At 49.6% G+C, this 14,344-nt stretch carries 17 protein-coding genes; 16 read left to right on the top strand and 1 reads right to left on the bottom strand.

Annotated features, from left to right (window positions below; genetic code table 11):
- Nucleotides 1-9: 9 nt before the first annotated feature.
- From G434_RS24150 to trbA, 6 genes are read left to right on the top strand one after another with little or no spacing between them, the layout of a single operon-like run.
- Nucleotides 10-315, top strand: a complete 306-nt coding sequence (locus tag G434_RS24150) for a hypothetical protein (protein WP_000224416.1) — start codon at nt 10-12, stop codon at nt 313-315.
- Between the two features lie 8 nt (nt 316-323).
- Nucleotides 324-962: a type-F conjugative transfer system pilin assembly protein TrbC gene (gene trbC / locus G434_RS24155; protein ID WP_001080256.1), complete on the top strand. Its 639-nt coding sequence runs from the start codon at nt 324-326 to the stop codon at nt 960-962.
- Complete coding sequence (gene traN / locus G434_RS24160; RefSeq protein WP_001570866.1) at nt 959-2,809, top strand: type-F conjugative transfer system mating-pair stabilization protein TraN; 1,851 nt, start codon at nt 959-961, stop codon at nt 2,807-2,809. Before trbC ends, traN begins: the two co-directional genes overlap by 4 nt.
- Before the next feature lie 26 nt (nt 2,810-2,835).
- The gene (locus G434_RS24165; RefSeq protein WP_000864309.1) at nt 2,836-3,093 is read left to right on the top strand and encodes a conjugal transfer protein TrbE; all 258 of its coding nucleotides are present in this window, start codon (nt 2,836-2,838) and stop codon (nt 3,091-3,093) included.
- On the top strand, nt 3,086-3,829 hold the full coding sequence (traF, locus tag G434_RS24170; RefSeq protein WP_016239098.1) for a type-F conjugative transfer system pilin assembly protein TraF: 744 nt from the start codon (nt 3,086-3,088) through the stop codon (nt 3,827-3,829). Before G434_RS24165 ends, traF begins: the two co-directional genes overlap by 8 nt.
- A gap of 13 nt (nt 3,830-3,842) precedes the next feature.
- Nucleotides 3,843-4,184 (top strand): conjugal transfer protein TrbA, encoded by a 342-nt coding sequence (gene trbA, locus G434_RS26590; RefSeq protein WP_000556795.1) that lies wholly within the window; start codon nt 3,843-3,845, stop codon nt 4,182-4,184.
- Here the strand turns inward: trbA and G434_RS24175 are convergent.
- On the bottom strand, nt 4,165-4,500 hold the full coding sequence (locus G434_RS24175) for a hypothetical protein (RefSeq protein ID WP_000736414.1): 336 nt from the start codon (nt 4,498-4,500) through the stop codon (nt 4,165-4,167). The two genes, trbA and G434_RS24175, sit on opposite strands and share 20 nt — an antisense overlap.
- An 80-nt stretch (nt 4,501-4,580) precedes the next feature.
- Here G434_RS24175 and traQ point away from each other — a divergent pair, with 80 nt between their 5' ends.
- From traQ to traD, 10 genes are all read left to right on the top strand, one after another.
- Nucleotides 4,581-4,865, top strand: a complete 285-nt coding sequence (traQ, locus tag G434_RS24180) for a type-F conjugative transfer system pilin chaperone TraQ (protein WP_000624107.1) — start codon at nt 4,581-4,583, stop codon at nt 4,863-4,865.
- Nucleotides 4,852-5,397, top strand: coding sequence for a type-F conjugative transfer system pilin assembly thiol-disulfide isomerase TrbB (trbB, locus tag G434_RS24185; RefSeq protein WP_000059831.1), 546 nt, complete (start codon nt 4,852-4,854; stop codon nt 5,395-5,397). The genes traQ and trbB overlap by 14 nt, the downstream gene beginning before the upstream one ends.
- Entirely contained in the window at nt 5,327-5,674 is a 348-nt protein-coding gene (gene trbJ, locus G434_RS0124445; protein ID WP_001309242.1) for a P-type conjugative transfer protein TrbJ, read from the top strand. Before trbB ends, trbJ begins: the two co-directional genes overlap by 71 nt.
- Nucleotides 5,655-6,047 (top strand): F-type conjugal transfer protein TrbF, encoded by a 393-nt coding sequence (trbF, locus tag G434_RS24190; RefSeq protein ID WP_000660700.1) that lies wholly within the window; start codon nt 5,655-5,657, stop codon nt 6,045-6,047. The genes trbJ and trbF overlap by 20 nt, the downstream gene beginning before the upstream one ends.
- Nucleotides 6,034-7,407 (top strand): conjugal transfer pilus assembly protein TraH, encoded by a 1,374-nt coding sequence (gene traH / locus G434_RS24195; protein WP_000944331.1) that lies wholly within the window; start codon nt 6,034-6,036, stop codon nt 7,405-7,407. Before trbF ends, traH begins: the two co-directional genes overlap by 14 nt.
- Nucleotides 7,404-10,226, top strand: a complete 2,823-nt coding sequence (traG, locus tag G434_RS24200) for a conjugal transfer mating-pair stabilization protein TraG (RefSeq protein ID WP_001007081.1) — start codon at nt 7,404-7,406, stop codon at nt 10,224-10,226. Before traH ends, traG begins: the two co-directional genes overlap by 4 nt.
- 14 nt (nt 10,227-10,240) lie before the next feature.
- Nucleotides 10,241-10,744 carry a hypothetical protein gene (locus G434_RS24205; protein WP_000605510.1) on the top strand — a complete coding sequence of 168 codons (504 nt, stop codon included), beginning with the start codon at nt 10,241-10,243 and terminating at the stop codon, nt 10,742-10,744.
- Between the two features lie 31 nt (nt 10,745-10,775).
- On the top strand, nt 10,776-11,507 hold the full coding sequence (gene traT / locus G434_RS24210; protein WP_000850424.1) for a conjugal transfer complement resistance protein TraT: 732 nt from the start codon (nt 10,776-10,778) through the stop codon (nt 11,505-11,507).
- A gap of 202 nt (nt 11,508-11,709) precedes the next feature.
- Nucleotides 11,710-12,447: a hypothetical protein gene (locus G434_RS24215; protein WP_016239096.1), complete on the top strand. Its 738-nt coding sequence runs from the start codon at nt 11,710-11,712 to the stop codon at nt 12,445-12,447.
- Between the two features lie 50 nt (nt 12,448-12,497).
- On the top strand, nt 12,498-14,344 hold a 1,847-nt coding region (gene traD / locus G434_RS24220), incomplete at its 3' end, for a type IV conjugative transfer system coupling protein TraD (RefSeq protein WP_016249715.1).

Below are 14,344 nucleotides of genomic sequence, written 5' to 3'. Positions count from 1 at the left end.
GAAATGAAAATGGCAACAATGGACAGTAAATATATTCAGCACCTCAGGAAAATAAGTGCTGTACTGCTCAGGCTGATAAGCAGAACATTAAAATTATTTCCTTTTGGTCTTGTAATAGTGCCCGTTATATTATTTTATTTTGCACCTGACAGTTTTCTCGCTGAAATTATTCATGAATGGAAGAACGCAGATATATCAGAACAAGTGACACTTGTCAGATTATATCTGAAGGTGACATTTACATGTGCGTTTGTGGCTGTTTTTCTCAATTATCTTTTTTCTGATGAGTTCATGCCTGTAAATAGCAGAAAGTGAGAAATATCATGAACCGGAAAATATTTGCACTTTTTGCTCTGACAGCAGGGATGCATCTTGCTGTTCATGCTTCAGAAAATGTGAACACAACTGAAAACCGCCAGTTCCTGAAGCAGCAGGAAAATTTAAGCAGACAACTGCGAGAGAAACCTGACCATCAGCTGAAAGCCTGGGCGGAGAAACAGGTGCTGGAAAACCCCCTTCAGCGTTCAGATAACCATTTTCTGGATGAGCTGGTTCGTAAACAGCAGGCTTCGCAGGACGGGAAACCCCGGCAGGGTGCCCTGTATTTTGTGTCGTTTTCCATTCCCGAAGAGGGGCTGAAACGGATGCTGGGCGAAACCCGGCACTACGGTATACCCGCCACACTGCGGGGCATGGTGAACAATGACCTGAAGACCACCGCTGAAGCCGTGCTGTCCCTGGTGAAAGACGGCGCGACTGATGGTGTTCAGATCGACCCGACGCTGTTTTCACAGTACGGCATTCGCAGTGTACCGGCACTGGTGGTGTTCTGCAGTCAGGGATACGACATCATCCGGGGAAACCTGCGGGTCGGCCAGGCGCTGGAGAAAGTGGCCGCCACGGGTGACTGCCGGCAGGTGGCTCATGATTTACTGGCAGGGAAAGGAGATTCCGGGAAATGAAACGTATTTTACCTCTGATACTGGCTCTGGTTGCCGGCATGGCACAGGCTGACAGCAACAGTGATTACCGGGCCGGTTCTGATTTTGCCCGTCAGATTCAGGGGCAGGGTACAGGCAGTATTCAGGGCTTTAAGCCACAGGAGAGTATCCCCGGCTATAACGCGAATCCGGACGAGACAAAATATTACGGTGGCGTGACTGCCGGCGGGGATGGCGGCCTGAAAAATGACGGCACCACGGAATGGGCGACCGGTGAAACCGGAAAAACTATCACAGAGTCCTTCATGAACAAGCCGAAAGACATTCTGTCACCGGATGCACCGTTCATTCAGACCGGCAGGGATGTGGTGAACCGGGCTGACAGCATTGTGGGAAATACCGGACAGCAGTGCAGTGCGCAGGAGATAAACCGCAGTGAATTCACAAACTATACCTGTGAGCGGGACACGATGGTGGAGGAGTACTGCACACGGACTGCCAGTATCACCGGGGACTGGAAATACACGGATGAATATCGTGAAGTGACGATACCGCACTCACAGTTCCGGTTCAGTATGAACGGGCTGAAACTGGTGTTCAGTGTCACGGCTCCGGTAACCGGTACAGTGGAAAGTGCATCATTGTCTGTATACGCCGCTTTTTTCTTCCTGAACTCCCGTTATACCTTCATGAATACAACCTTTAATGTCGGCCTGGCAAACGGGCAGTCGGATACTTACCCCCTGTCCGGGGCGACAGGTTTGCAGGTGACACAGGGGCAGGTTCTGACCGGTAGTGGCTGTACTGCTAACGGTAATTGCCTCCCGCACGGGAATGGTGACAGGAAAGTCTATGAATCGCTTGTCAGTGGGGCTTCCACCTTTACGCTGAAACTCAGGATGAAGGTCCGTGATAAAGAATGGGTTCCCCGGGTGGAGTGGGTGGAGAGTTGTCCGTTTAATAAAGCGGATGGCGTGCTGAAAGGCACTGAGTGTTCAGAGCCGGGTGGTACGAAAACCGGAGTGATGGAAGGTAAACCCTGGAGCATCACACAGGCATGCTGGGCATACCGGGATAAATATGTCACTCAGTCCGCAGATAACGGCACCTGTCAGAAATATGTCGATAATCCGGCCTGTACGCTGGCCTCACGTCAGTGCGCGTTTTATTCCGATGAGGGAACCTGTCTGCATGAGTACGCCACGTACTCCTGCGAGTCAAAAACATCCGGGAAAGTGATGGTCTGTGGGGGAGACGTCTTCTGTCTCGATGGCGAATGTGATAAGGCTCAGAGCGGGCAGAGTAATGATTTTGCCGAAGCCGTTTCTCAGCTGGCGGCACTGGCCGCAGCAGGTAAGGATGTTGCGGCGCTGAACGGGGTGGATGTCCGTGCTTTCACCGGTCAGGCGAAATTTTGTAAGAAGGCTGCAGCCGGATACAGCAACTGCTGTAAGGACAGCGGCTGGGGACAGGATATCGGGCTGGCCAAATGCAGCAGTGATGAAAAGGCCCTGGCTAAAGCAAAATCAAACAAACTGACCGTCAGTGTCGGAGAGTTCTGTTCGAAGAAAGTGCTGGGTGTCTGTCTGCAGAAAAAACGCAGCTACTGTCAGTTTGATTCGAAGCTGGCGCAGATAGTCCAGCAGCAGGGGCGCAACGGTCAGCTGCGTATCAGTTTTGGCCGTGCGAAGCATCCTGACTGTCGGGGGATTACGGTTGATGAGCTGCAGAAAATTCAGTTCGACAGACTGGATTTCACTAACTTCTACGAAGACCTGATGAATAACCAGAAAATCCCGGACAGTGGCGTTCTGACGCAGAAAGTGAAAGAGCAGATTGCTGACCAGCTGAAACAGGCAGGACAGTAAGGTATGGAAAATAACCGGGGGAAATGATGAAAGTCATATTCACGTCGAACCGTTTTATTGATTTTCTTATCCGGCTTTTGATTACAGCGTTTGTCATTTCCCCGGTAATTATCTGGTCGTGGGATACGGTAAAAGAAACCACTGCAGGTGAGATGCTTGCTGCTGCTTTCGTTATCCTTTACTCCGGTGTGCTTCTGTTTATTCTGTATTTTTGTTTTTCTGCCCTGACTGACCTGCAGAAACCTGATGAAAGAAAAAGTGATGAAAGGAATGAAGATGAATAAAGCATTACTGCCACTGTTACTCTGCTGCTTTATTTTTCCGGCGTCAGGAAAAGATGCAGGCTGGCAGTGGTATAACGAGAAAATAAATCCGAAGGAAAAAGAAAATAAACCAGTACCTGCAGCCCCCCGTCAGGAGCCGGACATTATGCAGAAACTGACCGCGCTGCAGACGGCAACAAAGCGGGCGCTGTACGAAGCTATTCTGTATCCCGGCGTGGATAATTTTGTGAAATATTTCCGGCTGCAGAATTACTGGACTCAGCAGGCCGGGCTTTTCACCATGAGCGCCAAAAAAGCCATGCTGGCGCATCCCGAACTGGACTATAACCTGCAGTACAGCCATTACAACGGCACGGTCCGGAACCAGCTGGCGGCAGACCAGGCGCAGCAGCGACAGGCCATTGCGAAACTGGCTGAACACTACGGCATCATGTTCTTTTACCGGGGGCAGGCCCCCATCGACGGGCAACTGGCGCAGGTCATTAATGGCTTCAGGGATACCTATGGTCTGAGTGTTATTCCCGTTTCCGTGGATGGCGTGATTAATCCGCTGTTGCCGGATTCCCGGACTGACCAGGGGCAGGCGCAGCGCCTCGGTGTGAAATATTTCCCGGCCATGATGCTGGTTGACCCGAAACAGGGCAGTGTTCGCCCGTTATCATACGGCTTTATTTCACAGGACGACCTGGCAAAACAGTTCCTGAACGTTTCTGAAGATTTTAAACCGAATTTTTAACCAAAGGTTATATATGCATACAGGGGATTTGTGTTTTTTTACAGGTGCCAGCCTGTTTATCGTGGGGGTTGTTGGTTATTTCTTTACAGGACCAAATAATAAAGGAGTTTATCTGCTGAGCTCGTTTGTCTTCTTTGTAGTAAATGTCATAAGTGTATGTATGCTGCCAGATAATTTCTTGTTTCTTTGTGGTGCGGTTATGAATCAGTGTGCCGTACCGGTTGTTTCAATGGCAGTCAGTACCATACCGGTTATCACGAAGTTTGACAGTTTCAGAAGGATGTTTGTTTGTATTATGTTGTCAGCCATATGGTCTGGAGTGATGTGGTTTTTTATTATTTCATTAGTGAAATGACTGGTGCTAATTTGTCATAAATGCCAAATCCAATAGTGAGGTTGATTACCACAGACCAGAGGATAAACCAGACTGCTATCCAGTGACTTCTGAATAACTCACAAAAATAAACATAGATGATTAGAAATAGCCATATCACAACAGCGATAATCGCTATAAATAACAGTATCGTCACAAATAAATCAGCAAAGGTTTTAATGGGGAGGGAGTGCAATAATGAATACACCAGTAAAGCAAAAGCCGCATTACCTGATAATGACTCTCTTATGATGTTTCTCACTATTTCCAGTTTTTCTTTAAAAGATAACTTTTTCATTTGTACCTCTGATTAATATCACACAAACGCGAATATTACAGACATGAATACTCTCATGTAAATAATAACCGGAGTTTAACATGATAAGTAAACGCAGATTCTCTTTACCCCGGCTTGATATTACGGGAATGTGGGTATTTTCCCTGGGTGTCTGGTTTCATATCGTCGCCCGTCTTGTTTACAGCAAACCCTGGATGGCTTTTTTTCTGGCGGAGTTGATTGCAGCCATCCTTGTGCTGTTCGGCGCATACCAGGTGCTGGATGCATGGATTGCACGTGTCAGCCTGGAAGAGCGTGAGGCACTGGAAGCCAGGCAACAGGCCATGATGGAAGGGCAGCAGGAGGGCGGACATGTCTCTCACTAAATTACTGCCGGTCATTTTGTTGATGATGGCCACAGGTGTGCAGGCCTCCACCCGGGATGAAATTGAACGACTCTGGAATCCGCAGGGTATGGCCGTGCAGCCTGCACAACCGGCAGCAGACACATCAGCCAGAACAGAAAAGCCGGCTCCCCGCTGGTTCCGCCTCAGCAACGGCAGGCAGGTTAACCTGGCCGACTGGAAGGTGGTGCTGTTTATGCAGGGGCATTGCCCTTACTGTCACCAGTTTGACCCGGTACTGAAACAGCTGGCACAGCAGTACGGCTTTTCCGTTTTTCCCTACACCCTGGATGGTCAGGGGGATACCGCCTTTCCGGAAGCATTACCGGTGCCACCGGACGTGATGCAGACCTTCTTCCCGAATATCCCGGTGGCCACACCGACTACCTTCCTGGTCAACGTCAACACACTTGAGGCATTACCGCTTTTGCAGGGGGCAACGGATGCCGCCAGTTTTATGGCGCGGATGGATACCGTTCTGCAGATGTACGGAGAGGAAAAAGGTACGAAATAAGCAGGTGGTGTTACTCATTGCCGGAATATCCGGCATCGCGACGGGAATAATCGTCAGCCTGAATATCCCCTTTATCCGTCAGGGGCTTTTTTATCCCGCCAGCCCTGTGGAAATTGTCGTTTCGCTGTGTCTTACCTTTTCTGTTTCTGTTGTGTTTTTTGTGGGGGCAATTGTGGGATGGATTTCGGTGTCTGAAATATATTACAGCCGCATGAACGGTCTGAATGAATCATCGGAAATATCAGAGGAAACTTATAATGAAAGAAAAAAGAAATGATGCGGAACTAAAAAACAGAAAAACTAAACGGGATTATGATTATGAACGCAGGGTTTCTGATATATATTTTGATCTGTTTTTTGTGTTCGTTGCTGCCGGAACTTTTTTATGGGTGATTATGCATAGTATTTTTGATGCCTGTATTGATTCGTGGAAAGCTGACCCGGAATTAAATAATTTTCGTTATATGTGGAACATCCTGATGTATGTCATTCCGTATACGTTATGGGCGTTTGCAGGTGGATTTCTTATCGTATACGTCAGGAACCCTTTAAATGAATTAATAAACGGGGGGATCAGAATATTCCGGCTGAAACGCCGTATGCGCCGGGAGAACAAATTAAGGGAGGGTGGCAATAATGCTTCGCATTAAACCTCTTCTGGTTCTTTGTGCCGCTTTACTGACGGTCACACCCGCAGCGTCAGCGGATGTGAACAGCGACATGAATCAGTTCTTTAATAAGCTGGGATTTGCTTCCAATACCACACAACCGGGCGTCTGGCAGGGGCAGGCCGCCGGGTATGCCTATGGTGGCTCCCTGTATGCCCGCACCCAGGTCAAAAATATCCAGCTGATTTCCATGACGCTGCCGGATATCAATGCCGGATGTGGCGGCATCGACGCCTATCTCGGCTCGTTCAGTTTTATTAATGGCGATCAGTTGCAGCGTTTTGTTAAGCAGATTATGAGCAACGCTGCCGGTTACTTTTTTGACCTTGCCCTGCAGGCAACGGTGCCGGAAATCAAAACCGCAAAAGACTTCCTGCAGAAAATGGCAAGCGACATTAACAGTATGAACCTCAGCTCCTGTCAGGTGGCGCAGGGGATTGTCGGAGGATTATTTCCTCAGACTCAGGTGTCACAGCAGAAGGTCTGTCAGGACATTGCCGGTGAGAGCAATATTTTTGCTGACTGGGCCGCGTCCCGTCAGGGCTGCACGGTCGGAGGACAGTCATCGTCTGTTCGTGACAAGGCCAGTGACAAAGATAAGGAACGGGTGCTGAAGAACATCAATATCATCTGGGACTCGCTGTCCAAAAACAGGATGCTTGATGGTAACAAAGAACTGAAAGAATTTATTATGACGCTCACCGGTACGCTGATTTTTGGGGAAGACAGCGAGATTACCCCCCTGCCGGCGCGTACCACTGACCGCGATATCCTCCGGGCGATTATGGAGGGGGGAACGGCAAAAGTTTATCACTGCAACGATTCGGACAAGTGTCTGAAGGTGGTGGCGGATGCAAATGTGACCATCGCCCGGGATAAAGCCCTGAAATCACAGATTACAAAACTGCTCACCAGTATTCAGAATAAAGCGGTGAGTGATACTCCACTGGATGACAGGGAAAAAGGCTTCATTTCCAGCACCACCGTCCCCGTCTTTAAATATCTTATTGACCCGCAGATGCTCGGTGTGTCCAGCAGCGTGGTTTACCAGCTGACGGACTATATCGGCTACGACATCATGCTCCAGTACATTCAGGAACTGCTTCAGCAGGCCCGGGCCATGATTGCCACCGGGAACTATCCACAGACCGTGCTGGACAGTGTGCTGGAGAATCTGAATCAGGCACAGCAACAGATTGCGGTTTTCCAGGGGCAGGTAAAGGTCCAGCAGGATGCATTGCTGGTTGTTGACCGTCAGATGAGCTACATGCGCCAGCAGCTTTCCGCCCGCATGCTCAGCCGTTACCAGAACAACTATCACTTCGGAGGGAGCACGCTGTGAATGAAGTCTATGTGATTGCCGGTGGTGAGTGGTTAAGCAATAACCTGAACGCCATTGCCGCCTTTATGGGGACCCGGACGTGGGATTCCATCGAAAAAATTGCGCTCACATTGTCTGTTCTCGCGGTGGCCGTGATGTGGGTACAGCGGCACAACGTGATGGATTTGCTGGGCTGGGTGGCCGTGTTTGTGCTTATCAGCCTGCTGGTTAATGTCCGTACATCGGTGCAGATTATTGATAACAGTGACCTGGTCAAAGTTCACCGGGTGGATAATGTGCCGGTCGGACTGGCGATGCCACTTTCACTGACGACCCGTATCGGGCATGCAATGGTGGCCAGTTACGAGATGATATTCACCCAGCCGGACAGTGTCACCTACAGCAAAACGGGGATGCTGTTCGGCGCAGAACTGGTATCAAAAAGCACCGACTTTTTGTCCCGCAATCCGGAAATCGCCAATCTTTTTCAGGATTATGTGCAGAACTGTGTGATGGGGGATATTTACCTGAACCACAAATACACGCTGGAGGAGCTGATGGCCTCCGCTGATCCCTACACGCTGATTTTTTCCCGCCCCAGTCCGCTGCGGGGCGTTTACGACAGCAATAATAATTTCGTGACCTGTAAGGACGCGTCGGTTTCGCTGAAAGACAAGCTGAATCTGGACACACAGAGTGGCGGAAAAACCTGGCATTATTATGCCCAGCAGTTATTTGGTGGTCGCCCTGATCCGAACCTGTTGTTCAGTACGCTGATTGGCGACAGTTACAGTTACTTCTATGGCTCAAGTAAATCAGCCAGCCAGATCATCCGCCAGAATGTCACCATCAATGCGCTGAAGGAGGGGATCACCAGTTATGCCGCACGTAATGGTGATTCGGCCAGCCTGGTGAATCTGGCCACCACATCATCGATGGAGAAGCAACGTCTGGCACATGTCTCCATCGGTCATGTGGCGATGCGGACACTGCCCATGACGCAGACCATCCTGACGGGGATCGCCATCGGTATTTTCCCGCTCCTGGTACTGGCGGCTGTCTTCAACAAACTGACGCTGTCCGTCCTGAAAGGCTATGTGTTTGCCCTGATGTGGTTGCAGTCATGGCCAATGTTGTACGCCATTCTGAACAGTGCCATGACATTTTATGCGAAGCAGAACGGTGCACCGGTGGTGCTCTCAGAAATTTCACAGATACAGCTGAAATACTCCGATCTGGCTTCCACTGCCGGGTATCTTTCCATGATGATCCCGCCATTATCCTGGATGATGGTCAGGGGACTCGGGGCCGGATTTTCCAGTGTGTACAGCCATTTCGCTTCCTCTGCTATCAGCCCGACCGCCAGTGCGGCAGGCAGTGTGGTTGACGGTAATTACTCCTACGGCAACATGCAGACGGAAAACGTGAACGGCTTCAGCTGGAGCACCAACAGCACCACGTCGTTTGGTCAGATGATGTACCAGACCGGCAGTGGCGCAACTGCCACACAGACCCGTGACGGTAATATGGTGATGGATGCGAGCGGGGCGATGTCCCGGTTACCGGTTGGTATCAATGCAACGCGTCAGATTGCAGCGGCACAACAGGAAATGGCCCGGGAGGCGTCGAACAGAGCAGAAAGTGCCCTGCATGGTTTCAGCAGCAGTATTGCCAGTGCCTGGAACTCGCTCAGTCAGTTTGGTTCTAACCGGGGGAGCAGTGATTCTGTCACCGGTGGTGCTGACAGCACGATGAGCGCACAGGACTCCATGATGGCCAGCCGTATGCGCAGCGCAGTGGAAAGCTATGCGAAGGCGCATAATATCAGTAATGAGCAGGCGACAAGAGAACTGGCATCAAGAAGTACGAGAGGTTCTGCGGGGATGTATGGCGATGCTCATGCTGAATGGGGGGTTAAACCTGGAATTCTTGGTGTTGGTGGTGGCGTAGGTGTTAGAGGTGGTGGTCGGGCAAGTATTGACTGGAGTGATGAGGATGCGCATCAGGCCAGCAGTGGTTCCCGGGCCAGCCATGATGCTCGCCATGATATCGATGCCAGGGCTACACAAGACTTTAAAGAGGCCAGCGATTACTTTACCAGTCGCAAGGTCAGTGAATCCGGCAGCCATACGGACAATAATGCCGATTCCCGTGTGGACCAGCTGTCTGCAGCCCTGAACTCAGCAAAACAGAGTTACGACCAGTACACGACGAATATGACCCGCAGCCATGAATATGCTGAAATGGCATCCCGTACTGAAAGCATGAGTGGGCAGATGAGTGAAGACCTGTCGCAACAGTTTGCACAGTATGTGATGAAACACGCCCCGCAGGATGCCGAAGCTATTCTGACAAACACCAGTTCACCGGAGATTGCAGAACGCCGTCGGGCTATGGCGTGGTCTTTTGTTCAGGAACAGGTGCAGCCTGGTGTTGATAATGCCTGGCGTGAATCCCGTGGGGACATCGGTAAAGGAATGGAGAGCGTACCTTCGGGTGGTGGCAGCCAGGATATTATTGCTGATCATCAGGGGCATCAGGCCATTATTGAGCAAAGAACGCAGGACAGTAATATCCGTAATGATGTAAAACATCAGGTTGATAATATGGTCACAGAATACCGAGGCAATATCGGAGATACTCAGAGCAGCATACGTGGCGAAGAAAATATTGTAGGAAGACAGTATTCTGAACTACAAAATCACCATAAAACAGAGGCATTATCTCAGAATAATAAATATAATGAAGAAAAATCGGGTCAGGAAAGAATGCCCGGGGCTGACAGTCCACAGGAACTGATGAAAAGAGCAAAGGAGTATCAGGATAAGCACAAGCAATAATATTGTATGGGGAGATGATAATGAAAAATTTAGCTCATATTGCTCTGGTGACGGTGATACAGTTCATTGCCTGTTATCTGGCTGATTGGGGGAGTGCCGAAACAGTTTTTATCCTGTGCTTTATTGTACTATGGCAGGGATTGTTTATATGGTTATTTTCTCAAATACGAAAAAAACGGCATGTGTCGGATGAGTTTAAATTCAGTAAAGGCGTTTGGTATATACTGATGCCAGTATCTTCCTTACTCTCTCCGTTATTAAGCCTGATGGTTTTTATCATTGGTACACTATACGAATTAAGGCGAATTAGTGGTTGTGTAAGTGTAAGAGAATGGATGCAATCTCAGGTAAATGAACAAACTAATGAAGATTTGCATCTGGATTTTGATGATGTGAATTTTGATTATGTGGATTTTTATCGTACTAATCCAGCAACAGGATTAGCTATGCATGGAGGATTTGATTCAGCAGGAAATACTTTTGGGACTTGTTGGCAGGACTATGATGACAGGCGATAAGAAAACTGTGGTTTGTAAAAAAGGTAATTTGATGAAAACAAAAAAATTGATGATGGTTGCACTGGTCAGTTCCACTCTGGCCCTTTCAGGGTGTGGTGCGATGAGCACAGCAATCAAGAAGCGTAACCTTGAGGTGAAGACTCAGATGAGTGAGACCATCTGGCTTGAACCCGCCAGCGAACGCACGGTATTTCTGCAGATCAAAAACACGTCTGATAAAGACATGAGTGGGCTGCAGGGCAAAATTGCTGATGCTGTGAAAGCAAAAGGATATCAGGTGGTGACTTCTCCGGATAAAGCCTACTACTGGATTCAGGCGAATGTGCTGAAGGCCGATAAGATGGATCTGCGGGAGTCTCAGGGATGGCTGAACCGTGGTTATGAAGGCGCAGCAGTTGGTGCAGCGTTAGGTGCCGGTATCACCGGATATAATTCCAGTTCTGCCGGTGCCACACTCGGTGTGGGCCTTGCTGCCGGTCTGGTGGGTATGGCTGCAGATGCGATGGTGGAAGATGTGAACTATACCATGATCACGGATGTACAGATTGCAGAGCGTACTAAGGCAACGGTGACAACGGATAATGTTGCCGCCCTGCGTCAGGGCACATCCGGTGCGAAAATTCAGACCAGTACTGAAACGGGTAACCAGCATAAATACCAGACCCGTGTGGTCTCAAATGCGAACAAGGTTAACCTGAAATTTGAAGAGGCGAAGCCTGTTCTCGAAGACCAGCTGGCCAAATCAATCGCAAATATTCTCTGAACCTCGTCAGGAGGCTGATCTGACCGGCCTCCTTGCTGACGCCTCGCGTTGCTCGTTGTCCAACCCCGGGATGTAACAAAATAAATTTTGTCACCTCCCGGCGTTTCCGAAATAAATATGAAAACACTGAGCGGTTGTGCAAATTCTTTGTGCGACCGTGAAGTGTTGCCGGCGAAGCCGGGATCTTCCGGAGAAAGTCATTATGACATCAGACAATATCGCTGAATATGTTGGTGAGAATAATCAATTTACTGAGAAGCCTGTAACTGAATACCCCCCGGTGATACAGGATAATACAGTGACCACTAAAGACTATCTGTACAGCAATAATATTGATACTGACCTTTTAGTGGTTATCGGAGGGCTTATTGTTATATTGTTTCTCATGATGCTTATCATGTACTTTATTAATTCTCTCAGGCATAAGGAATTAACTGAAATACTGACAAAAATATCTTTTCCTGAAAAATCCGGGAGCAATTTGCTTAAACCGGAGGCGGTCAGCTGTAATTTGTTGTCCCTGTGTGTGCTGGCACCGGTATTCTGTACACCCAGAAAGCTGGCTGAAGTTTCCAGGGAGATCATCGTGGCGAGTGCGCAGGAAATTGCATGGACGCCGGGGAGCAGTCGTATTGATGGCCACCAGGCGGAGAATATCACCTGGGCGATTTCATCGCAGTCTCCTGCCGATAAGTATGATCTCATCAATAAAACGTCCCGTGTTTCTCCTGACAGTGGCTGTTTTTATGAACCGGACACAGTTCTGGATCACCGTGAACGGGTACGCCTTTTTATTCAGATCCAGTTTCCGCATGGGAGTGACTGGTCTGAAGTATTGCGCCTGACTGACATTGTTACAGAGAAGGTCTCTTCCGGCAGGACTGCAGGCGGGTATCACCACCGGCATACAGGGTACACCTGGTCTGTTTCTGTGAATTAACCCCACATCATCCTTTTCTGCCCTGTTCCAGATTTTCCCGGAGTTTCATCATGAGTTTTAACGCAAAGGATATGACCCAGGGCGGTCAGATTGCGTCCATGCGTATCCGCATGTTCAGCCAGATCGCCAATATCATGCTTTACTGCCTGTTTATTTTTTTCTGGATCCTCATTGGTCTGGTCTTATGGGTAAAAATAAGCTGGCAGACGTTTATCAACGGCTGTATTTACTGGTGGTGTACGTCACTGGAAGGCATGCGGGATTTAATAAAATCCCAGCCGGTCTATGAGATCCAGTATTACGGCAAAATCTTCCGGATGAACGCTGCCCAGGTACTGCATGATAAATATATGATCTGGTGCGGAGAGCAGCTATGGTCTGCATTCGTTCTGGCGTCTGTCGTGGCCCTGGTTATTTGCCTGATCACCTTCTTTGTTGTCTCCTGGATTCTGGGGCATCAGGGGAAACAGCAGAGTGAAAATGAGGTGACCGGCGGGCGTCAGCTGACGGATAACCCGAAAGAAGTGGCCCGGATGCTGAAAAAAGACGGCAAGGACTCCGATATCCGGATTGGCGACCTGCCGATTATCCGGGATTCCGAAATCCAGAACTTCTGTCTGCACGGCACGGTCGGGGCCGGTAAGTCGGAGGTTATCCGTCGTCTGGCCAACTACGCCCGTCAGCGCGGTGATATGGTGGTGATTTATGACCGTTCAGGGGAATTTGTTAAAAGTTACTATGATCCCTCCATCGATAAAATCCTGAATCCGCTGGATGCCCGCTGTGCCGCATGGGATTTGTGGAAGGAGTGCCTGACACAGCCGGATTTTGATAATACCGCAAATACTCTGATCCCTATGGGAACAAAAGAAGACCCGTTCTGGCAGGGTTCAGGGCGTACCATTTTTGCGGAAGCGGCGTACCTGATGCGTAATGACCCCAACCGCAGCTACAGCAAACTGGTGGACACACTGCTTTCCATCAAAATCGAAAAACTGCGTACCTTCCTGCGTAATTCACCGGCGGCCAACCTGGTGGAAGAGAAAATTGAGAAAACGGCGATTTCCATCCGTGCTGTGCTGACCAACTACGTGAAAGCCATCCGTTACCTGCAGGGGATTGAGCATAACGGTGAGTCTTTTACCATCCGTGACTGGATGCGTGGTGTCCGGGAAGATCAGAAAAACGGCTGGCTGTTTATTTCGTCGAACGCCGACACCCATGCCTCCCTGAAGCCGGTGATCTCCATGTGGCTGTCCATTGCCATTCGTGGTCTGCTGGCAATGGGAGAAAACCGTAACCGTCGTGTGTGGTTTTTCTGTGACGAGTTACCCACGTTACACAAACTGCCGGACCTGGTGGAGATCCTGCCGGAAGCCCGTAAGTTCGGTGGCTGTTATGTGTTTGGTATCCAGTCCTATGCCCAGCTGGAAGATATCTACGGTGAGAAAGCGGCGGCCACGCTGTTTGACGTCATGAACACCCGTGCCTTTTTCCGTTCTCCCAGCCATAAGATTGCAGAGTTCGCTGCCGGTGAAATTGGTGAGAAAGAGCACCTGAAAGCCAGCGAGCAGTATTCCTACGGTGCTGACCCGGTACGTGACGGGGTATCGACCGGTAAGGATATGGAGCGTCAGACGCTGGTCAGTTATTCCGACATTCAGTCTCTGCCGGATCTGACCTGCTATGTCACTCTGCCCGGACCGTATCCGGCAGTCAAACTCTCTCTGAAATATCAGGCACGACCGAAGGTCGCTCCGGAGTTTATTCCGCGTGACATCAACCCGGAAATGGAGAACCGTCTGAGTGCCGTACTTGCCGCAAGGGAAGCAGAAGGTCGTCAGATGGCCAGCCTCTTTGAACCGGAGGTTGCCTCCGGAGAAGATGTGACTCAGGC

The organism is Escherichia sp. KTE172 (assembly GCF_000408845.1).
Classification (GTDB): domain Bacteria; phylum Pseudomonadota; class Gammaproteobacteria; order Enterobacterales; family Enterobacteriaceae; genus Escherichia; species Escherichia coli.
The sequence above is the reverse complement of the archived record's forward strand: the minus strand, read 5'-3'. Positions and strand labels throughout refer to the sequence as shown.

Excerpts from the sequence above, each read along its gene's own strand:
- G434_RS24150 (WP_000224416.1), top strand. The coding sequence starts at position 10 with ATGGCAACAATGGACAGTAAATATATTCAGCACCTCAGGAAAATAAGT.
- trbC (WP_001080256.1), top strand. The coding sequence starts at position 324 with ATGAACCGGAAAATATTTGCACTTTTTGCTCTGACAGCAGGGATGCAT.
- traN (WP_001570866.1), top strand. The coding sequence starts at position 959 with ATGAAACGTATTTTACCTCTGATACTGGCTCTGGTTGCCGGCATGGCA.
- G434_RS24165 (WP_000864309.1), top strand. The coding sequence starts at position 2,836 with ATGAAAGTCATATTCACGTCGAACCGTTTTATTGATTTTCTTATCCGG.
- traF (WP_016239098.1), top strand. The coding sequence starts at position 3,086 with ATGAATAAAGCATTACTGCCACTGTTACTCTGCTGCTTTATTTTTCCG.
- trbA (WP_000556795.1), top strand. The coding sequence starts at position 3,843 with ATGCATACAGGGGATTTGTGTTTTTTTACAGGTGCCAGCCTGTTTATC.
- G434_RS24175 (WP_000736414.1), bottom strand. The coding sequence starts at position 4,500 with ATGAAAAAGTTATCTTTTAAAGAAAAACTGGAAATAGTGAGAAACATC.
- traQ (WP_000624107.1), top strand. The coding sequence starts at position 4,581 with ATGATAAGTAAACGCAGATTCTCTTTACCCCGGCTTGATATTACGGGA.
- trbB (WP_000059831.1), top strand. The coding sequence starts at position 4,852 with ATGTCTCTCACTAAATTACTGCCGGTCATTTTGTTGATGATGGCCACA.
- trbJ (WP_001309242.1), top strand. The coding sequence starts at position 5,327 with ATGCCGCCAGTTTTATGGCGCGGATGGATACCGTTCTGCAGATGTACG.
- trbF (WP_000660700.1), top strand. The coding sequence starts at position 5,655 with ATGAAAGAAAAAAGAAATGATGCGGAACTAAAAAACAGAAAAACTAAA.
- traH (WP_000944331.1), top strand. The coding sequence starts at position 6,034 with ATGCTTCGCATTAAACCTCTTCTGGTTCTTTGTGCCGCTTTACTGACG.
- G434_RS24205 (WP_000605510.1), top strand. The coding sequence starts at position 10,241 with ATGATAATGAAAAATTTAGCTCATATTGCTCTGGTGACGGTGATACAG.
- traT (WP_000850424.1), top strand. The coding sequence starts at position 10,776 with ATGAAAACAAAAAAATTGATGATGGTTGCACTGGTCAGTTCCACTCTG.
- G434_RS24215 (WP_016239096.1), top strand. The coding sequence starts at position 11,710 with ATGACATCAGACAATATCGCTGAATATGTTGGTGAGAATAATCAATTT.